This is a genomic window from Cribrihabitans pelagius (genome assembly GCF_048820915.1).
GTDB lineage: Bacteria > Pseudomonadota > Alphaproteobacteria > Rhodobacterales > Rhodobacteraceae > Cribrihabitans_A > Cribrihabitans_A pelagius.
Map to the genome: position 1 here is coordinate 1 of NZ_JBMERR010000022.1, position 16,587 is coordinate 16,587.

Below are 16,587 nucleotides of genomic sequence, written 5' to 3' on the forward strand. Positions count from 1 at the left end.
CGACAGGCAGAACTGGATCGCCGCGTTCGAGAAGACCGGTGGGCGCCCTGGCCGTCCTTCATGCGGCGCGAGCCAGGTCATCTCTTTATCCAGCCAGATCAGAAGCGAACCGCGCTTCCTGAGCGCATCGTTGTAGCTGGACCAATTCGTCGTGCGGTAGCGGGCAGGTGCGGGCTTACTCATCGGCCCCGTCTAACCGCATGGATTCGTGATGTGAATCCTTAGCAGTAAGAGTTCTGCAACAACGCCTGGCCGGTGACCAGCGAGACCTGTTCGATGGCGAAGCCAGCCTCGAACAAGCGGCTAGTGCCTTCATGGCGCAGATCGTGGAAATGAAGGTCCTTCACACTGACCTCGACGCAGGCGCGTCGGAAGGCCGTTCCGACTGATCTCGAATTGTAGGGAAAGATCCGGCCTTTTGCGTGCCCGAGTTCCTTTGCCTGTTCGGTGGCTAACGCCCAGGCATCGAACCCCGTGGCGGCGAAGAGTGGGATCCGCTGGTCGTTCCCGGTCTTGTTACGCGGGTCTTTGCGGTCGCGGATCATGAGCATCCGGCGGTCGACGTCGAGATCGGTCCATTCGATGCGGCAGATCTCGTCGAGCCGCATCGCCGTGGCCACCGCGAATTTCACGATCCGTGTCATCGGCAGGGTCAGGCGTTCGTTGTCATCGAAGCAACGGAAGAGGCGGTTCAACTCGTCCGTGGTGGGGCGACGATCCCGCTCCGTGCCTTTGCCGATCAGCCCGAGACGCTTGAGCGCGACACGCGCCAGATCAACGGGTTCCGGAGAGATGTCGAGCCCGTGCACAGCCGCCGCGTGGGTGATGATCATCTTGATCACGCCGATATCGATCCCGAGAGTCACCGGACCTGCGCCTTGATCGACGCGCATCTTGCCGTAGTCGATCAGATTCTGCCGGTCGAGGTGCCCGATCTTCTCCTTGCCCAGATCGCGTTTGAGCGTCGTGAGCGTTGCCGCCTTGCTGCGTCGGGGCGGTTTCCCTACCTCGCACATATCGGCTATATGAAGATCGATGAGGTCGCCAAAGGTCTGGAGGCGGGATACGGATGACTTGTTCGGTGCCAGCCCCTGATCGACCCGGGTCTCCGCCTGGCGGGCCCAGCGATGGGCGTCGTCGCGGCGGAGGAACGTCTCGCTCGCGTAGCGGCCCTTTCGTCTGATCTGGACCCGGTAGGCACCGGAGGGGAGCTTGGTGATGGAGGCCATTTTAGTGTGCGCTGTGTGTGCAATGAGTCGTAGAGGGGCAAATTCGGGGATATTGGGGCGTATTCCTGCGCAGCAACTTTGCCCCGCAACAGTTTGAAGATACAAGAAATATGCAAATAAATCAACATGCTACACTTTCTATCGCGCCTATGATGGACTGGACCGACCGTCACTGCCGCTACCTGCACAGGCTGCTCAGCCGGGAGGCGCTGCTCTATACCGAGATGGTCACTGCTCCGGCGCTGGTGCGGGGCGGGGCGCTGCATCTCCTGGACTTCAACCCCGAGGAACACCCGGTGGCGCTGCAACTGGGCGGCTCGGACCCGGAGGAGCTGGCGCAGGCGGCGCGGATCGGGGCGGAGGCCGGTTATGACGAGATTAACCTCAACTGCGGCTGCCCCAGCGACCGGGTGCAGTCGGGGGCCTTTGGCGCGGTCTTGATGCAGACGCCCGATCTGGCCGCCGAGTGTGTCGCCGCGATGCGGGCAGGCTGCGATGTGGAGGTGACCGTGAAATGCCGCATCGGGGTCGATGAGCAAGTGCCGGAAGAGGTGTTGCCGCAGTTTCTGGAGAAGATCCGCGCGGCCGGCTGCCAGCGCGTCACGATCCATGCCCGCAAGGCTTGGCTGCAAGGCTTGAGCCCGAAGGAAAACCGCGACATCCCGCCGCTCGACTACGAACTGGTGCACCGGATGAAGGCGGAGTTCGCCGATCTGCACATCTCGATCAACGGCGGCATCGCAACGCTGGCGGAGGCCGGGGACCACTTGGCGCGCGGGCTTGACGGGGTGATGATCGGCCGCGCCGCCTATCACCAGCCGGCCGATATCCTCTGCGCCGCAGATCCGGAAATCTTCGGCACCGGCAGTGCCAGCGATCCGGCAGAGGCCGTGCGCGCGATGCTGCCCTATATCGAGGCGCAGCTCAGCAAGGGCGCCAAGCTTGCCCAGGTCACCCGCCACATGCTGGGTCTGTTTGCGGGTCGGCCGGGCGCGCGGCAGTGGCGGCGGATGCTCTCCGAGGGCGCCTGCCGCAAGGGGGCCGGCCCCGAGCTGGTGGAAGAGGCGCTGGCGCAGGTGAGCGTGCAAACCTCAGGCCGGGCCGCAACCCGGGCCGCAAACTCCGGCGCCCAGCCATCGCAGGCCCTGTGACGAAACGCAGCGGCGCGGGCGCTAGTCCCTTGTGAAACCGGGCACAACGCGGCTAAGCCTTTGCGGGTGACGAAAAACCCGAGGTGCGCCCATGCCTGATCCCGCCCTGACTGCCGCTCTCCTGCCTGCGCCTGCGCTGCTTGCCCAGATGGCGGTGCTGCTGGCGGTGACGGGCGCCTTCGCGGGCGTTCTGGCCGGGCTTCTTGGGGTCGGCGGCGGCATCGTCTTAGTTCCTGCGTTCTTTTATATTTTCCAGGCGCTTGGCTATGGCAGCAGCCAGCTCATGCAGATCTGCCTCGCGACCTCTCTGGCCACCATCATCGTGACTTCGCTGCGCTCTGTGCTGAGCCACAACAAGAAGGGCGCGGTGGATTGGGAGATCTTGCGCGGCTGGGGGATTGGTATCGCCGCGGGCGCGGTTCTGGGGGTGATTGCCGCCTCGGCGCTGCGCTCGGCGGTGCTGCAGGGGGTGTTCGGAGCACTGGCGTTGGTGGTCGGCTGCTATATGGGGCTTGGCCGCTCCGGCTGGCGCCTCGGTGCGGCGATGCCCAAGGGCGGCAAGCGGCTGGCGCTGTCGCCCGCGGTCGGCTTCCTGTCGGTGCTGATGGGGATTGGCGGCGGCAGCTTCGGGGTGCCGCTGATGACGCTGCACGGCGTCACGGTGCATCGCGCGGTCGCCACCGCGGCGGGGTTCGGGGTGATCATCGCGGTGCCCTCGGTGGCCGGATTCCTGCTGTTGGAGATCGATCCCGCCCGCCGCCCGCCGTTCACCATCGGGGCTGTCAACCTGGCCGCGTTCTTCATCGTCATCGCGATGACCCTGATCACCGCGCCCTGGGGCGTGAAGCTGGCGCATGCGATGGACCCGAAACCGTTGAAGCGTGTGTTCGGCGCCTTCCTCGTTCTGGTGGCGCTCAACATGCTCCGCAAGGCGGCGGGGTACTGAAGGCATGGGGCTGCTGGAGGATTACCAGAACAAAGGCTGGGTGCGCTTCCCCTGGGACGCGCAGATCGCGGCCTGGGCGCGGGCGGCGCTGCCGCAGGGCATATCTGCACTGCACAATCCGGCCAATGCCGAGTGGCTGCAATGCGAAGGCACCTGGTTCATCGGTGTCGATGCACTGCCCAATGACGCGGCGGGCCGGCTGCCGGACGGCCCCGCGCTGGCCGGCGCGCCCATCGATTTCATCACCCGCCGCATCGGCCGGCTTCCCGATCTGCACCGGGCGCAGGTGTCTTCTGTTTTTCCCGGCTATCCGCGCCCGCGTCCCGGCGAAGGGGAGGGTGCGTTCCGCTACCGGCTGAAGCGCGATGCGGCGCATGTGGACGGGGTGAAGATGTTCGGCGCGCAGCGCCGCCGCCGAGTTGAGGAGCCGCACGCCTGGGTGCTGGGCCTGCCGCTCAACGAAAGCAGCCCCGACGCCGCGCCTCTGGTGATCTGGGAGGGGAGCCACCGCATCATGCGCCGCGCCTTCCTCGCGGCCTTTGAGGGCGTGCCGCCGCAGGACTGGGCGGAGGTGGATGTGACCGACGCTTACACCGCCGCCCGCGCCGAAGTCTTCGCGACCTGCCCGCGCATCGAGGTCGCGGCCAAGCCCGGCCAATCCTGCCTGATGCACCGGCTCTGCCTGCACGGGGTCGCACCCTGGGGCGAGGCGGCCGAGGCGCCGAAGGAGGGCCGGATGATCGCTTATTTCAGGCCGGAGATTGCGGATTGGACAGCAGGGTGGCTGGCGGAAGCGTAATGCCCCTTGCGCCCGGAACAAGCCGCAGGCGCCGGGCGCGCGCTTGCCTGTCCCGGCGGGTGGGCGCTTCTGACAGCGCAGTGCAACAGCGCGGCCTGGCAGGTGTCTTGCTTGGATAAAGCGTCTGTTTCCAGCCTATTAGGGGGCATCGCGCGGGCAGGCGCGCGGCTTTGGCCGATAGGTCAGCCTTGCTGCCCGGTTGTTTCGCGCGCGAAACATCACGTCAGCACGTGTTCCGCGTGGTTTCCAGGCGGTAAGGGTGCGGCGCGCCGCGTTAACCGCGGTTGAGGCGGGCGGCGCGGCCGCCGCGGCGCTTGGTGAGCTGGCCTGCGCGGTCGGGCAGGGCTTCCATCACCGCAGCGCGTTCGTCATTGCTCATCCGGGACCAGTCCCGGATCTCGTCCAGCGAGCGGTAGCAGCCAGTGCAAATGCGCGCCTCCGGGTGGACGACGCAGATCTTCACGCAGGGTGACTGAATTTCGTCGCGTTTCCAAACTTCGCCGCTCATTGCTCATCCGTTCCTGATATGCCGCATCCGGTCCAATGCGCCTTGGAGAATATAGGACGCGGCGACATGGTCGATAACCTCGGCGCGGCGTTTTCGTGTCGTATCCGCCTCCAAAAGCGCGCGTTCGGCGGCCACGGTGCTGAGGCGCTCGTCCCAGAAGCCGATCGGCAGCTCGGCCAGCTTTGAGAGGTTGCGGGCAAAGGCGCGGGTCGATTGGCAGCGCGGGCCCTCGGAGCCGTCCATGTTGCGCGGCAGGCCAAGAAGGATGCCGCCGAGGCCGCGCGCCGCGGCGATCTCCAGCAGGCGGGCGCTGTCGAGGGTGAATTTCTTGCGCTTCACCGTCTCCAGCGGTGTCGCCACGGTGCCCAAGCCGTCGGAGACGGCAACGCCGATGGTCTTGGTGCCGAGGTCGAGCCCCATCAGCGCGCTCATCGGCGGCAGGGCGGCGGCGAAATCTTCGAAGGCGTCGTGGATCATTGTGCCACTCCTGCGGATTGGGCGGCGGCAGTAAGCTGTTCCTGGGCCGCGTCATTGCCGGTAAAGGCGGCCTGCGCTTCGCCGTAGATTGCCCGTGCGCGGTCCGTCTCGCCCAGAACGCCAAGCGCGGCGATGAGGCGGGCCCATTCCTCGGCCGCGCCGCCTTCGGAGGCGAGCCGTTCCGACAGGCGCGAGACCATGCCGCGGATCATCTCCTGCTGCGCTTCGGGGTCCATTTCGCTGGCATTGGCGATGTCCTCGGCGCTGGGGCCGGGCAGGGCGGGGGCGCCGCCGGAGGGCGGTGTGACCGGGCGGTAGTCGACGCCGGCGCGGGCGGCCATCTCCCCGATCCGGGCTTCGATGCCTTGGACCCACGGCGCCCCGGCCGGGCCGTCGCGCAGGGTCTCCTCCCAGATCCGGAAGGCGGCGTCGGGCCGGCCGGCCTGGCCCAGCATCACGCCCATGTAATAGCGCGCGGGACCGGAGCGGGGATCGCGCGCGAGGGCGGCTTTCAGCGCCTCTTCTGCCTCGGGCGAGACGTAGCCGCCGGCGGCGAGGATCATCAGCTCGGCGAGCTCGCCGTAGTCCCGGGCGGTGGCGGCATCGCCTTTCAGGCGGATCACGTTCTGCTTGGCGGCATAGGCGGCGCGGAAGTTGCCGAGGTTGGCCTCATGCTGGGCCAAGAGCGCCTGGCCCTGGGGATCGTCCGTGCGCTTGGCCGCGGTTTTGCGCAGCTGTGCGACCAGGCTTGCGTAGCTTTCCTCCACCTCCGGGCCGGGCAGCGCGGGCAGGCGGGCCTCGGCCTCGGCTTGGCCGGGGCGGCTGGCGGCGCGCTCCTGCGCCAGGCTGATGCGGTGCTTCAGGCCCAGGTCGCCGTAGCCGGGCGCGCCGAGGTGCCAGTAAAGGCCCAGGGTGCCGCCGATCATCAAAAGCGCGGCCAGCAGCGCGGCAGCGCGGGTGAGCGTCTTTGGCTGGGGGCTGCCGCTGCGGTGCTTCTGCAACTGGGCGTCGGCGGCGAGGATGCGGCGGGAGATCTCGGTGCGGGTGCGCTCGGCGTCGGCTTCTCCGATCACGCCGCGCGCGAGGTCCTTGTCCACGTCGCGCAGCTGCTGCCGGTAGAGGCGCAGGTCATAAGCCGCGGCCGGCTCGCCCAGGTGGCGGCCGCGCAGCAGCGCCAGGGCAACCAGCAGCGCCGCCGAGGCGGCGATGAGGGCAGATACTATCCAGAAGGCCATTCCGTCTCCGATCTTTGCTGCTCATCTATAGGCGGGGGGGCGTGAAAAAAAGGGCCAATCTGCCGCGGGCGCTCCTGTATCCCCCGGCGCGGGTCAAGGCCGCAAGGCCGCCGCGCATCGCAGGCAGGTCCCAACGCGGCGGCGATTTGGCTGCGGCTGGGCAGTCTCTAGAGAGTGTGTGCGGACATTGCCGGGATAAACTGCCAGCCACGCCCGTTCGGATCGCCGCCGATGCGCGGCTTTTCCCTGTTGTTTGAAACCCTTCCTGTCCTTCGCGCGCCACGGCCGCAGAACGGTGTCGCAAATACGCGCAAAGGGGACGATAAACGGCGCGGGTCTTGCGGCGTCCTCGGGCATACCAAACCGCAGACACGAACCATCGGATTCGCTCATGAAACGCTATTCAGCCTTTGCCGTCGTGCGGGAAGCCCTGCGCTATCACACCGGATGGGAACGCGCCTGGCGCTCGCCCGAACCGAAACGCCATTACGACGTCGTCATCGTGGGCGCCGGCGGCCACGGGCTCGCCACTGCCTACTATCTGGGCAAGAACTTCGGCATCACCAATGTGGCGGTGCTGGAGAAGGGCTGGCTGGGCGGCGGCAACACCGGGCGCAACACCACCATCATCCGCTCGAACTACCTGCAGGACCCCTCGGCCGCGATCTACGAGAAGGCGCGCAGCCTCTACGAGACGATGAGCCAGGACCTGAACTACAACGTGATGTTCAGCCCCCGCGGCGTCATCATGCTGGCCCAGACCGAGCACGAGGTGCGCGGCTACAAGCGCACCGCGCATGCCAACGCGCTGCAGGGGGTTTCGACCGAATGGATCGAGCCTGCGCGGGTGAAAGAGCTGGTGCCGATCATCAACCTGGAAGGCCCGCGTTACCCGGTGCTGGGGGGCTTGTGGCAGGAGCGCGGCGGCACCGCGCGCCACGACGCGGTGGCCTGGGGCTATGCGCGGGCCTGCTCGGCGATGGGCATGGACATCATCCAGCAGTGCGAAGTCACCGGCGTGCGGGTGGAGAACGGCCGCATTGCGGGCGTCGACACCTCCAGGGGCGCGATCGACTGCGACAAGCTGGGCATGGTGGTGGCGGGCAACTGCTCGGTGCTGTCGGAGAAGGCGGGCTTCCGTCTGCCGGTGGAGAGCGTGGCGCTGCAGGCGCTGGTTTCCGAGCCGATCAAGCCCTGCATGGATGTGGTGGTGATGGCCAACACGGTGCATGGCTACATGAGCCAGTCCGACAAGGGTGAAATGGTGATCGGCGGCGGTACTGACGGGTTTAACAACTACACCCAGCGCGGTTCGTTCCACCACATCGAGGAAACCGTGCGCGCCCTGAACGAGACCTTCCCGATGGTCAGCCGCCTCAAGATGCTGCGCCAGTGGGGCGGTATCGTCGATGTGACCGGCGACCGCTCGCCGATCCTGTCGAAGACCCCGGTGCAGAACTGTTTTGTGAACGCAGGCTGGGGCACCGGCGGCTTCAAGGCGATCCCCGGCTCGGGCTGGGCGATGGCGGAGCTGATGGCGACCGGCCACTCGCCGCTGACCGAGGAGTTCTCGATGAACCGCTTCCGCGAAGGCAAGTTCATCGACGAGAGCGTCGCCGCGGGGGTGGCGCACTGATGATGCGGGTGCGTGCCCATAAAAGCACAATCCGGCCGGCCGCCGCCGGGCGGGGGAACTTTTGCAGCGCTCTGGGCATTTCCCCCCGGTATGCGAACAACTGCAGGAGCAGATCATGGCTGACCAGAACCCCAATCCTTCCGGCGGCGGCGGCGGAAACACCGGGCTTGCCTTCATTCTCGGCGCCGTTGTCGTCGCCCTCGGCGTGCTGGCGTGGATCGTCTTCGGCGGCTCGGCGCCAAGTGCTGATCAGCCTGACGTCAGCATCGAGCTGCCGGACGGCACCGCGATCGAAGGTGAAGTGGACACTTCCGGCAGCAACTGACCACGGGCGGCGCGCCGCCGTGCGCGCCTGTCCCCAGGCATCGCGCGGAGCGGATCTGTCCCGGGTCCGTTCCGCCGCCGCGGCCCGCGGAGGTATCCGCGATGGCCTATGATGAAGCGATGGCCGAGATCATGCGAGCGGATCTTGGCGTGGAACCGGGGCTTTCCGAGAAAACCATGTTTGGCGGCCTGTGTTTCCTGTTGCACGGGAACATGATCTGCGGCGTGCACAAGGATGGCGCCATGTACCGACCCGGCAAGGACCGCGAAGCCCGGGCCCTGGAGCTCGGCGCCGCGCCGCTTGCCTTCACCGGCCGCAAGATGGGCGGCATGGTCGAAATCGATCCCGGACAATTCGCTGATGCGGAGCTGCGCTCCGCCCTGGTTCAACTGTCGCTGGCCAATGCTGCCAGCCTGCCGCCGAAAGGATGATGAGATGCTGATCCTGGAATGCCCCTGCTGCGGCGTCAAAGCCGAGGAAACCGAACTGCACGCCGGCGGCGAGGCGCATCTGAAGCGCTTTGGCCCCGGCTCCTCGGACGACGAGTTCCACGACTACCTGTTCATGCGCGAAAACCCCAAGGGCGTGCATTTCGAACGCTGGCGCCATGCCAATGGCTGCGGCAAGTGGTTCCATGCCGCCCGCTGCACCCAGACGCTGGAGGTCTTCGGCACCTATTCGGCCCAGACCACCGAGCCGCCGCAGGAGATCCTCGACAAGATCTCCGCCAAGCGTCCGGGCTGGAGCTGGCGCGAGTTTGCGGATGCGCGCAAATCCTCCGCCGCCTGACCGCCGCCTGACTGAAACACCTGCATTCTTTTCGAAAGGTCTGCACCCATGAGCACGCGTCTTGCCAAGCACGGCCGGCTGATCGACCGCTCCAAACAGATCGACTTTTCCTTCAACGGCAAGCGCATGAAAGGCTTTGCCGGGGACACTCTGGCGTCTGCCCTTTTGGCAAACGGCCAGGTGATGATGGGGCGGTCCTTCAAGTATCACCGTCCGCGCGGCGTCGTGGCCTCCGGCCCGGAAGAGCCCAATGCGCTGATGCAGCTGGGCACCGGCGACCGCTATGAGCCGAACCAGCGCGCGACCACCACCGAGCTGTTTTCGGGCCTCAGCGCGCAGAGCCAGAACCACTGGCCGAACCTGGAGTTCGACGTCCTGTCGATCAACAACAAGCTGGGCCGGTTCCTGACCGCGGGCTTTTACTACAAGATGTTCATCCACCCGCGTCCGCTGTGGAAACACGTCTATGAGCCGATCATCCGCCGCTCGGCCGGTCTGGGCAAGGCGCCCGACAAGGAGCTGAAGGACGCCGACACCTACGAGCACTTCTACTTCTTTGCCGATGTGCTGGTGATGGGCGGCGGTGTGGCCGGCCTGCAGGCGGCGAAGGCCGCGGCGGCGACGGGCGCCAAGGTGCTGGTGCTGGAGCAGAACGCCCATTGGGGCGGCCGCGCGCCGGTTGATGGCGGCACCATCGACGGTGCGGCGCCGGAGGCCTGGATCGAGAAGACCCTGGCTGAGCTGCGCGCCATGGACAACGTCACCCTGCGCGACCGCTGCATGGGTGCCGGCGTCTACGACCACGGCTATGCGCTAGGCTACGAGCGGCTGACCGACCATGCGCCGGGGCAGGGCGGCCCGCGCCACCGTCTGTGGCGCATCCGCGCGAAGCAGATCGTCTCCGCCACCGGCGCGATCGAGCGCCCGCTCTCCTTTGCCGGCAACGATGTGCCGGGGGTGATGCTGGCGGCCTCGATGCGGGACTACGTGGTGAACTGGGGCGTGGCCCCGGGCAAGAAGGTGGTGATCGCCACCAACAACGACGACGCCTACCGCACCGCGCTGGTGCTGCACGAGGCGGGCGTGGAAGTGGTGCGCCTGCTCGATACCCGCGACAGCGGCGGGGGGGCGCTGATGGATGCGGTGCGCGAGAAGGGCATCCGGGTCGAATGCGGCCGCGCGATTGCCAAGGTGAAGGACGGCAAATGCGTCACCAAAGTGTCGATCTGTGCGCAGAACGGCGAGGGCGGCGCGCGTGAGGAGGTCGAGGCCGATGCGGTGGCGATGTCCGGCGGCTGGTCCCCTGTCGTGCACATGTGGTCGCACTGCGGCGGCAAGCTGATCTGGGATGAGGCCAACGCCAACTTCCGCCCCGACCCCGCGCGCCCGCCGCTGGGCGCCGATGGCGAGGGCTTCGTGGTCGCGGCCGGTTCGGCCAACGGCGAGCTGCGCCTCGGCGCGGTGCTGGAAGATGCCGCCGCCGCCGGTGCGCGCGCGGCCGAGGCTGCGGGCTTCCCGGCCAAGTCCGTGCAGGCTGCGAAAGGCGAGAGCGAAGGCGAGGCGCCGATGCAGCCGGTCTGGCTGATGCCCGCCAAGGCCGACATCAAGCTGCGCATGAAATCCTGGCTCGACTACCAGAACGACGTGAAGGTCTCCGACGTGCAGCTGGCGGCGCGCGAGGGCTACGAGAGCGTCGAGCACACCAAGCGCTACACCACGCTGGGGATGGCGACCGATCAGGGCAAGCTGTCCAATATCAACGGCCTCGCGATCCTCGCCGACAGCCTGAACGCGGAGATCCCCAAAGTCGGCACCACCACCTTCCGCCCGCCCTATCATCCGATCTCGATGGGCGCGATCGGCGGCGAGGCGCGGGGCGAGGTGTTCCAGCCGGTGCGCAAGACGCCGATCTACGACTGGAACCAGAAGAACGGCGCCGATTGGGAGCCGGTGGGCCAGTGGCGCCGCCCCTTCGCCTACCTGCGCAGCGGTGAAGACCGCCACAAGGCGGTGAACCGCGAGGTGAAGAACACCCGCGAGAATCTGGGCGTGCTGGATGCGTCGACGCTGGGCAAGCTGGTGGTGAAGGGTCCGGATGCGGGCAAGTTCCTCGACATGATGTACACCAATATGATGTCGACGCTGAAGCCCGGCAAATGCCGCTACGGGCTGATGTGCTCGGAGAACGGGTTCCTGATCGACGATGGCGTGGTTGCGCGCATCGACGAGGACACCTGGCTCTGCCACACCACCACCGGCGGCGCCGAGCGCATCCATGGCCATATGGAAGAGTGGCTGCAGACCGAGTGGTGGGACTGGAAGGTCTATGTCGCCAACGTGACCGAGCAATACGCCCAGATCGCCGTGGTTGGCCCCAACGCCCGCAAGGTGCTGGAGAAACTGGGCGGCATGGACGTGAGCCGCGAGGCGCTGCCCTTCATGGAGTGGCGAGACGGCGAGATCGGCGGCTTCAAGGCGCGGGCCTACCGGATCTCCTTCTCGGGCGAGTTGTCTTACGAGATCGCGGTTGCGGCCTCCGAAGGGCAGGCGTTCTGGGATGCGCTGATGGAGGCGGGCAAGGAGTTCGGGGTGATGCCTTATGGCACCGAAACGCTGCACATTCTGCGCGCCGAAAAGGGGTTCATCATGATCGGCGACGAGACCGATGGCACCGTGATTCCCCAGGATCTCGGCCTGCATTGGGCGCTGTCGAAGAAGAAGGAAGACTTCCTCGGCAAGCGCGCGCACACGCGCTCCCACATGGCGGACCCGGAGCGCTGGCAGCTGGTCGGGCTGGAGACCGTGGACGGGTCGGTGCTGCCCGATGGCGCCTATGCCCTTGGCGAGGGCGTCAATGCCAATGGCCAGCGCAACATGATCGGCCGGGTGACCTCGACCTACTACTCGGCCAACCTGGACCGCGGCATCGCCATGGGCCTGGTCAAGCATGGTCCCAAGCGGATGGGCGAAGTGATCGAATTCCCGGGCACCGATGGCACCGTCTTCAAGGCCAAGATCGTCGATGCGGTGTTTTACGACAAGGAAGGGGAGAAGCAGAATGTCTAAGGCTGTTTCCGAATTGAACGGCGCCCGGTTCTCCGGCCTGGCGAAGGTTGCGGATGCGGGCCTGCAGGGCATGATCACCCTGCGCGGCGATCTCGGCTCACCGGCGCTGCATGCGGCGGTCCAGGCTGCCACCGGCGCGGGCGTGCCCGAGCGGGGCCGGATCGCGAAATCCGGCACCGGCGCGGCCGCCTGGATGTCGCCGGATGAGCTGCTGCTGCTGGTGCCCTACGCCGACGCCGGCGCCAAGGCCGCGGAGCTGGCCGGGGCGCTGGCGGGGGAACATGCGCTGGCGGTCAACGTCTCCGACGCGCGCGCCTTCATCAGCGTCTCCGGCGAGGGCGCGCGGGAGGTGCTGGGCAAGGTGAGCCCGGTGGACTTCGACGCCGGCCAGTTCAAGCCCGGCCAGTTCCGCCGCTCGCGGCTGGCACAGGTGGCGGGCGCCTTCTGGATGGAGGAAGACGGCAGCTTCAAGGTGATCTGCTTCCGCTCGGTGGGCGAGTATGTCTTCAAGCTGCTGAGCAGTGCCGCGCACCCGCAGTCAAAGGTGGGTGTTTACTAAAAATTTCCCAGTTTTTTCAGTTGTGACGCGAAAGGGCGTCATTTACGGTGCTCTTAGGGTTTCCCGGGAGCACCTTTTTCTTTTGTAAGGGTTAATTCGTTCCATTCAGCTCTCCCGGGGCGAGCAGTTTGCAAAACTGGAAATGTTATTAAAGGTACCGCCCCGCCTGTCATTGCTGGCAGGGCGGCTGTGGGGAGTATTTTATGCACCTTTTGAAAAACGGTATCGCGGCGGCGCTGGTCGCTGCCGGCACCACTGCGGCCACTGCGGGGGAGGCGTACTTTTGCAGCGCCCATCCGCTGTCCGGCAATGGCTGGATTCCGGCCGAGTTCGTGATCGAGTTTTTGGACCAGCGCAACGCGGCGCGGGTCTCGGATACGGCATTTTCCGCAACTGTGCCGGGCCAGGTGACCCGGCGCAGCGAATCCTCGCTGGAAGTCGCCTGGAGCGCCATGCACGAGCCGGTGGGCAGCGCAAAGGACACCGCTCCCCAGTTCCGGGCGCTCTTGAACATGGCCAACATGAAGATGACCATAAAGGCGATGCACGAGCACGACATGATCCGCCTGTCGCGCGGCGCCGGGCGCTGTGTGCCGGCAGTGGCGCAGAGCCTATTGGCGCAGCAGGCCGGAAACTGAGCGCTCCGGGCGGGACGGCCAGCTGCCCTCGCGCCGAGGTTGCGGACGCGCGCGGGGGCTGCTAAAGCCCGGCTCACCAAATTCACGCAAGAGAATATTGATATAAAAGCTCTTTTTCTGCCGGTGCTTTTGTCGCTGCTGGCACCCGCGGCATTTGCCGGTGGCGTCTCCTACGATTGTGAAGTGAAAAGCCATACCCGGAACGGCTGGATCCCGCCGCGGGTCCTGCTGCAGGTCGACGAGGCCGCGGGCAAGGTTGGTGTCTTCGACGGGCTCATCAAGGAAGTCCAGGGCGCGCCGCTGGTGCTGCCGTACGAGGCCAACAGCAAGGGCAAGGTCAAGCTGCGCTGGAAGGTCAAGGATGCGCCCGCGCTGCGCGGCTCCATTCCGGTGACCTTTTCCGGCTCCTTCGAGCCGTCGAATGGCAAGCTGCGCCTGCGCGCGATCGTGCACGGGGCAGACAACACTCCCTCGGGCACCGGTAAATGCCAGCCCGCGAAATTCACCCTTTTCCAATAGGGTTTCTGCTGCCCTGGCCGCAAGCGCCCAGCTTTTGACAAACCGCCGCCGCGCGGGCGCGCGGCGGCGATGCGCGGCGGCCTTGCGGCCTTCCTCCGCGCTGGCAAACGGACGCGAGCGGGAGGCGGCGGATGCTTGACGCAGGTCGGCCGGGCCGTTTCTGAGGGGCGCGCGCAGCATCGCGGTATATGCCCCCGCCCCGAAATCTTTCATTGCGATAATCCGCTTGCGCCCTTGACCTGCCTTATGCCGCACAGCATGTATCTGCTCAGGAACGCAACATATTTTGACAGGGGGCCCAAAATGGCTTTTGAACTTCCCGATCTTCCTTACGCCCACGACGCGCTGGCATCCAAGGGCATGTCCGCGGAAACCCTGGAATACCACCACGACCTGCACCACAAGGCCTATGTCGACAACGGCAACAAGCTGATCGCCGGCACCGAGTGGGAAGGCAAGTCGCTGGAAGAGATCATCAAGGGCACCTATGACGCCAATGCGGTGGCCCAGAACGGCATCTTCAACAATATCTCGCAGCTGTGGAACCACAACCAGTTCTGGGAAATGATGGGCCCGGGCGAGAGCAAGATGCCGGGTGAGCTGGAAAAGGCGCTGACCGAAAGCTTCGGCTCGGTCGACAAGTTCAAGGAAGAGTTCTCCGCCGCGGGCGCCGGCCAGTTCGGCTCGGGCTGGGCCTGGCTGGTGCAGGAGCAGGACGGCAGCCTGAAGGTCACCAAGACCGAAAACGGCGTGAACCCCGTGTGCTTCAACCAGACCGCGCTGTTGGGCTGCGACGTGTGGGAGCATTCCTACTACATCGATTTCCGCAACAAGCGCCCGGCTTACCTGTCGAACTTCCTCGACAACCTGGTGAACTGGGAAAACGTCGCCTCGCGCATGGGCTGAGCCCCTCGCAAAGCGTGACGCGCCGCCCCGCCGGGGTGGCCGGATTGAGCCCCCGTGCAGCCTTGCTGCGCGGGGGTTTTTGCGTCGTGCCGCAGGAACCTTGGCCCGCGCCCACGCGTTGAGTCTGAACAACACGAAGCAACGGAGGATGCCATGGCTGAGCGCAAGAGATCCAAGGACGGACACCGCGAGACGGATGATCTTCTCGGCGCCGAGGGCACCGTGTCGCATCAGGGCCGCAGCGGCGGCAACCTGCAGCGCGACATTGCCTCGGAAGACGAGGAGAAGCGGGCCAAGTCGCGCCCCGCAGGCGCCACCCGCGTGACCAAATCCAAAGAGCAGGAACATAACGATGACTAAACTATCGAAAGGCACCTGGGTGCTGGTCGCCGACAGCGAGAAGGCCCTGTTTCTGGAGAATGTGACCGACGCCCAGGACCCCTATCTGGAGGTGCGCAGCAAGGACGAGCAGGAAAACCCCTCGGATCAGGCGCAGTCGGCGAACCGCCCGGGCCGCTTCAACGACGGGCCCAGCGTGCACCGTTCGGCGGTGGATGACACCGACTGGCACGAGCTCGCAAAGGAGCGATTTGCCTCCGACCTCGCGGACAAGCTCTACAAGATGGCGCACAAGGGCAAGTTCGAGAAGCTGGTGCTGGTGGCGGCACCGGATGTTCTGGGTGAGCTGCGCCAGAACCTGCACAAAGAGGTCGAAAACCGCGTCGCGGGCGAGATCGCCAAGAACCTCACCAACCATCCGCTCGACAAGATCGAGCAGATGGTGCGCGATGAGCTGGAAGCGGGCTGACCGGCGGCCCGTGAGAAGTAAGCCCCCGGCGGCCGGGATCGGGGGTTGACGCGGGCCCCGCTCCGGTGTCTGGACGCCAGTGGCAACGATTGGCTGACAGACACGGGGCGGGGTCCGCAATGAGCGATGCACAAAAGGGCGTGGCCGCGATCCTTGCGGCCTGCACCATCTGGGGGCTCTCGGGCCTGCTTTACAAGGCGCTGTCCCGTGTCGCCCCGATCGAGGTGCTGGCGCACCGGGTGCTGTGGTCCTTTGCCTTTTTTGCCGCGGTTCTGCTGGTGCAGGGCCGCTTTGGCCTGACCGGCGCGGCGCTAAAGGACCGCAGCCGGGCGCTCCGGCTCTTGGCAGCGACCGCGATGATTTCCTTCAACTGGTTCCTGTTCATTTCCTCGGTGCAGACGGGCAAGGCGGCCGAGGCTTCGCTCGGCTATTACATCTTCCCGCTGCTGAGCGTGCTGATCGGCCGCTTCCTGTTTTCCGAACCGCTCTTTCCCGCGCAGAAACTGGCGGCGCTGCTGGCCGGCGCCGCCGTGCTGGTGCTGACGCTGGGGCTGGGGGTAACGCCATGGGTCTCGCTGATGCTGGCGGCCAGTTTTGCGGCCTATGGCGCGCTGAAGAAGGGGCTGGACCTCGGCCCCGTGGTTTCCGTCACCACCGAGGTTCTGCTGCTGCTGCCGGTGGCGCTGGCGGTGATCTGGGCCAGCGGCGGCGGCGGGTTTCAGGCGGGCGGGCGCGATGCGGCTCTGCTGATGCTGGCGGGGCCGCTGACCGGGCTGCCGCTGATCCTGTTCAGCTATGCCGCGCGGCGGGTGCGGCTGGGCACGGTGGGGGTGCTGCAGTACCTGAACCCGACGCTGCAATTCCTGGTTGCGGTGCTGATCTTCGGCGAGCTGTTCACCCTGTGGCATGGCATTGCCTTTGTGCTGATCTGGGCGGGGGTGTTTCTGTTCTGCGCCGCGGCGCTGATGCAGGAGCGCCGGGCGGCGCGGCTCTGAC

General features: G+C 66.3%; 20 protein-coding genes. 15 read left to right on the forward strand and 5 right to left on the reverse strand.

Annotation, left to right across the window (positions count from 1 at the left end):
* The coding region (locus tag ACOHX0_RS17605) for a transposase (RefSeq protein WP_420678457.1) at positions 1 to 183 on the reverse strand (183 nt) is incomplete at its 3' end.
* 38 nt (positions 184 to 221) lie between these two features.
* Positions 222 to 1,229: a tyrosine-type recombinase/integrase gene (locus tag ACOHX0_RS17610; RefSeq protein WP_420678458.1), complete on the reverse strand. Its 1,008-nt coding sequence runs from the start codon at positions 1,227 to 1,229 to the stop codon at positions 222 to 224.
* Between the two features lie 110 nt (positions 1,230 to 1,339).
* Between ACOHX0_RS17610 and dusA the strand changes: the two genes are divergently transcribed.
* The 3 genes from dusA (at position 1,340) to ACOHX0_RS17625 (ending at position 4,125) form a co-directional block, all read left to right on the forward strand.
* Complete coding sequence (dusA, locus tag ACOHX0_RS17615) at positions 1,340 to 2,380, forward strand: tRNA dihydrouridine(20/20a) synthase DusA (RefSeq protein ID WP_420678459.1); 1,041 nt, start codon at positions 1,340 to 1,342, stop codon at positions 2,378 to 2,380.
* 91 nt (positions 2,381 to 2,471) lie between these two features.
* Positions 2,472 to 3,326: a sulfite exporter TauE/SafE family protein gene (locus tag ACOHX0_RS17620; RefSeq protein ID WP_420678460.1), complete on the forward strand. Its 855-nt coding sequence runs from the start codon at positions 2,472 to 2,474 to the stop codon at positions 3,324 to 3,326.
* Positions 3,327 to 3,330: 4 nt separating this feature from the next.
* The gene (locus ACOHX0_RS17625; RefSeq protein ID WP_420678461.1) at positions 3,331 to 4,125 is read left to right on the forward strand and encodes a hypothetical protein; all 795 of its coding nucleotides are present in this window, start codon (positions 3,331 to 3,333) and stop codon (positions 4,123 to 4,125) included.
* Between the two features lie 274 nt (positions 4,126 to 4,399).
* On the opposite strand, the gene ACOHX0_RS17630 is transcribed toward ACOHX0_RS17625, so the two are convergent.
* From ACOHX0_RS17630 to ccmI, 3 genes are read right to left on the reverse strand one after another with little or no spacing between them, the layout of a single operon-like run.
* Complete coding sequence (locus ACOHX0_RS17630; protein ID WP_420678462.1) at positions 4,400 to 4,633, reverse strand: DUF1289 domain-containing protein; 234 nt, start codon at positions 4,631 to 4,633, stop codon at positions 4,400 to 4,402.
* 3 nt (positions 4,634 to 4,636) lie between these two features.
* A complete protein-coding gene (gene ruvX, locus ACOHX0_RS17635) occupies positions 4,637 to 5,110 on the reverse strand; it encodes a Holliday junction resolvase RuvX (protein WP_420678463.1) in 474 nt (157 codons plus the stop codon).
* Positions 5,107 to 6,345 carry a c-type cytochrome biogenesis protein CcmI gene (gene ccmI / locus ACOHX0_RS17640; protein WP_420678464.1) on the reverse strand — a complete coding sequence of 413 codons (1,239 nt, stop codon included), beginning with the start codon at positions 6,343 to 6,345 and terminating at the stop codon, positions 5,107 to 5,109. The genes ruvX and ccmI overlap by 4 nt, the downstream gene beginning before the upstream one ends.
* 391 nt (positions 6,346 to 6,736) lie before the next feature.
* Here ccmI and ACOHX0_RS17645 point away from each other — a divergent pair, with 391 nt between their 5' ends.
* From ACOHX0_RS17645 to rarD, 12 genes are all read left to right on the forward strand, one after another.
* On the forward strand, positions 6,737 to 7,981 hold the full coding sequence (locus ACOHX0_RS17645; protein WP_420678466.1) for a sarcosine oxidase subunit beta family protein: 1,245 nt from the start codon (positions 6,737 to 6,739) through the stop codon (positions 7,979 to 7,981).
* 115 nt (positions 7,982 to 8,096) lie between these two features.
* Positions 8,097 to 8,306 carry a hypothetical protein gene (locus ACOHX0_RS17650; RefSeq protein WP_420678468.1) on the forward strand — a complete coding sequence of 70 codons (210 nt, stop codon included), beginning with the start codon at positions 8,097 to 8,099 and terminating at the stop codon, positions 8,304 to 8,306.
* Between the two features lie 101 nt (positions 8,307 to 8,407).
* A complete protein-coding gene (locus ACOHX0_RS17655) occupies positions 8,408 to 8,737 on the forward strand; it encodes a TfoX/Sxy family protein (protein ID WP_420678469.1) in 330 nt (109 codons plus the stop codon).
* Between the two features lie 4 nt (positions 8,738 to 8,741).
* Positions 8,742 to 9,095 carry a sarcosine oxidase subunit delta gene (locus tag ACOHX0_RS17660; RefSeq protein WP_420678470.1) on the forward strand — a complete coding sequence of 118 codons (354 nt, stop codon included), beginning with the start codon at positions 8,742 to 8,744 and terminating at the stop codon, positions 9,093 to 9,095.
* A 48-nt stretch (positions 9,096 to 9,143) separates the two neighbouring features.
* A complete protein-coding gene (locus tag ACOHX0_RS17665) occupies positions 9,144 to 12,161 on the forward strand; it encodes a sarcosine oxidase subunit alpha family protein (protein WP_420678471.1) in 3,018 nt (1,005 codons plus the stop codon).
* A complete protein-coding gene (locus ACOHX0_RS17670) occupies positions 12,154 to 12,720 on the forward strand; it encodes a sarcosine oxidase subunit gamma (RefSeq protein ID WP_420678472.1) in 567 nt (188 codons plus the stop codon). The genes ACOHX0_RS17665 and ACOHX0_RS17670 overlap by 8 nt, the downstream gene beginning before the upstream one ends.
* 203 nt (positions 12,721 to 12,923) lie before the next feature.
* Positions 12,924 to 13,358 carry a hypothetical protein gene (locus ACOHX0_RS17675; protein ID WP_420678473.1) on the forward strand — a complete coding sequence of 145 codons (435 nt, stop codon included), beginning with the start codon at positions 12,924 to 12,926 and terminating at the stop codon, positions 13,356 to 13,358.
* A gap of 39 nt (positions 13,359 to 13,397) precedes the next feature.
* Positions 13,398 to 13,877 carry a hypothetical protein gene (locus ACOHX0_RS17680; RefSeq protein ID WP_420678474.1) on the forward strand — a complete coding sequence of 160 codons (480 nt, stop codon included), beginning with the start codon at positions 13,398 to 13,400 and terminating at the stop codon, positions 13,875 to 13,877.
* 303 nt (positions 13,878 to 14,180) lie between these two features.
* On the forward strand, positions 14,181 to 14,783 hold the full coding sequence (locus ACOHX0_RS17685) for a superoxide dismutase (protein WP_420678475.1): 603 nt from the start codon (positions 14,181 to 14,183) through the stop codon (positions 14,781 to 14,783).
* A gap of 153 nt (positions 14,784 to 14,936) precedes the next feature.
* Positions 14,937 to 15,143 (forward strand): hypothetical protein, encoded by a 207-nt coding sequence (locus ACOHX0_RS17690; RefSeq protein ID WP_420678476.1) that lies wholly within the window; start codon positions 14,937 to 14,939, stop codon positions 15,141 to 15,143.
* A complete protein-coding gene (locus ACOHX0_RS17695; RefSeq protein WP_420678477.1) occupies positions 15,136 to 15,591 on the forward strand; it encodes a host attachment family protein in 456 nt (151 codons plus the stop codon). The genes ACOHX0_RS17690 and ACOHX0_RS17695 overlap by 8 nt, the downstream gene beginning before the upstream one ends.
* A gap of 119 nt (positions 15,592 to 15,710) precedes the next feature.
* Complete coding sequence (gene rarD, locus ACOHX0_RS17700; RefSeq protein ID WP_420678478.1) at positions 15,711 to 16,586, forward strand: EamA family transporter RarD; 876 nt, start codon at positions 15,711 to 15,713, stop codon at positions 16,584 to 16,586.
* Position 16,587 lies beyond the last annotated feature (1 nt).

Coding starts and splice junctions, on each gene's coding strand:
- ACOHX0_RS17665 (WP_420678471.1), top strand. CDS start 9,144: ATGAGCACGCGTCTTGCCAAGCACGGCCGGCTGATCGACCGCTCCAAA.
- ACOHX0_RS17660 (WP_420678470.1), top strand. CDS start 8,742: ATGCTGATCCTGGAATGCCCCTGCTGCGGCGTCAAAGCCGAGGAAACC.
- ACOHX0_RS17650 (WP_420678468.1), top strand. CDS start 8,097: ATGGCTGACCAGAACCCCAATCCTTCCGGCGGCGGCGGCGGAAACACC.
- ACOHX0_RS17685 (WP_420678475.1), top strand. CDS start 14,181: ATGGCTTTTGAACTTCCCGATCTTCCTTACGCCCACGACGCGCTGGCA.
- dusA (WP_420678459.1), top strand. CDS start 1,340: ATGCAAATAAATCAACATGCTACACTTTCTATCGCGCCTATGATGGAC.
- ACOHX0_RS17610 (WP_420678458.1), bottom strand. CDS start 1,229: ATGGCCTCCATCACCAAGCTCCCCTCCGGTGCCTACCGGGTCCAGATC.
- ACOHX0_RS17645 (WP_420678466.1), top strand. CDS start 6,737: ATGAAACGCTATTCAGCCTTTGCCGTCGTGCGGGAAGCCCTGCGCTAT.
- ccmI (WP_420678464.1), bottom strand. CDS start 6,345: ATGGCCTTCTGGATAGTATCTGCCCTCATCGCCGCCTCGGCGGCGCTG.
- ACOHX0_RS17625 (WP_420678461.1), top strand. CDS start 3,331: ATGGGGCTGCTGGAGGATTACCAGAACAAAGGCTGGGTGCGCTTCCCC.
- ACOHX0_RS17655 (WP_420678469.1), top strand. CDS start 8,408: ATGGCCTATGATGAAGCGATGGCCGAGATCATGCGAGCGGATCTTGGC.
- ACOHX0_RS17670 (WP_420678472.1), top strand. CDS start 12,154: ATGTCTAAGGCTGTTTCCGAATTGAACGGCGCCCGGTTCTCCGGCCTG.
- ACOHX0_RS17690 (WP_420678476.1), top strand. CDS start 14,937: ATGGCTGAGCGCAAGAGATCCAAGGACGGACACCGCGAGACGGATGAT.
- ACOHX0_RS17695 (WP_420678477.1), top strand. CDS start 15,136: ATGACTAAACTATCGAAAGGCACCTGGGTGCTGGTCGCCGACAGCGAG.
- ACOHX0_RS17620 (WP_420678460.1), top strand. CDS start 2,472: ATGCCTGATCCCGCCCTGACTGCCGCTCTCCTGCCTGCGCCTGCGCTG.
- rarD (WP_420678478.1), top strand. CDS start 15,711: ATGAGCGATGCACAAAAGGGCGTGGCCGCGATCCTTGCGGCCTGCACC.
- ruvX (WP_420678463.1), bottom strand. CDS start 5,110: ATGATCCACGACGCCTTCGAAGATTTCGCCGCCGCCCTGCCGCCGATG.
- ACOHX0_RS17675 (WP_420678473.1), top strand. CDS start 12,924: ATGCACCTTTTGAAAAACGGTATCGCGGCGGCGCTGGTCGCTGCCGGC.
- ACOHX0_RS17630 (WP_420678462.1), bottom strand. CDS start 4,633: ATGAGCGGCGAAGTTTGGAAACGCGACGAAATTCAGTCACCCTGCGTG.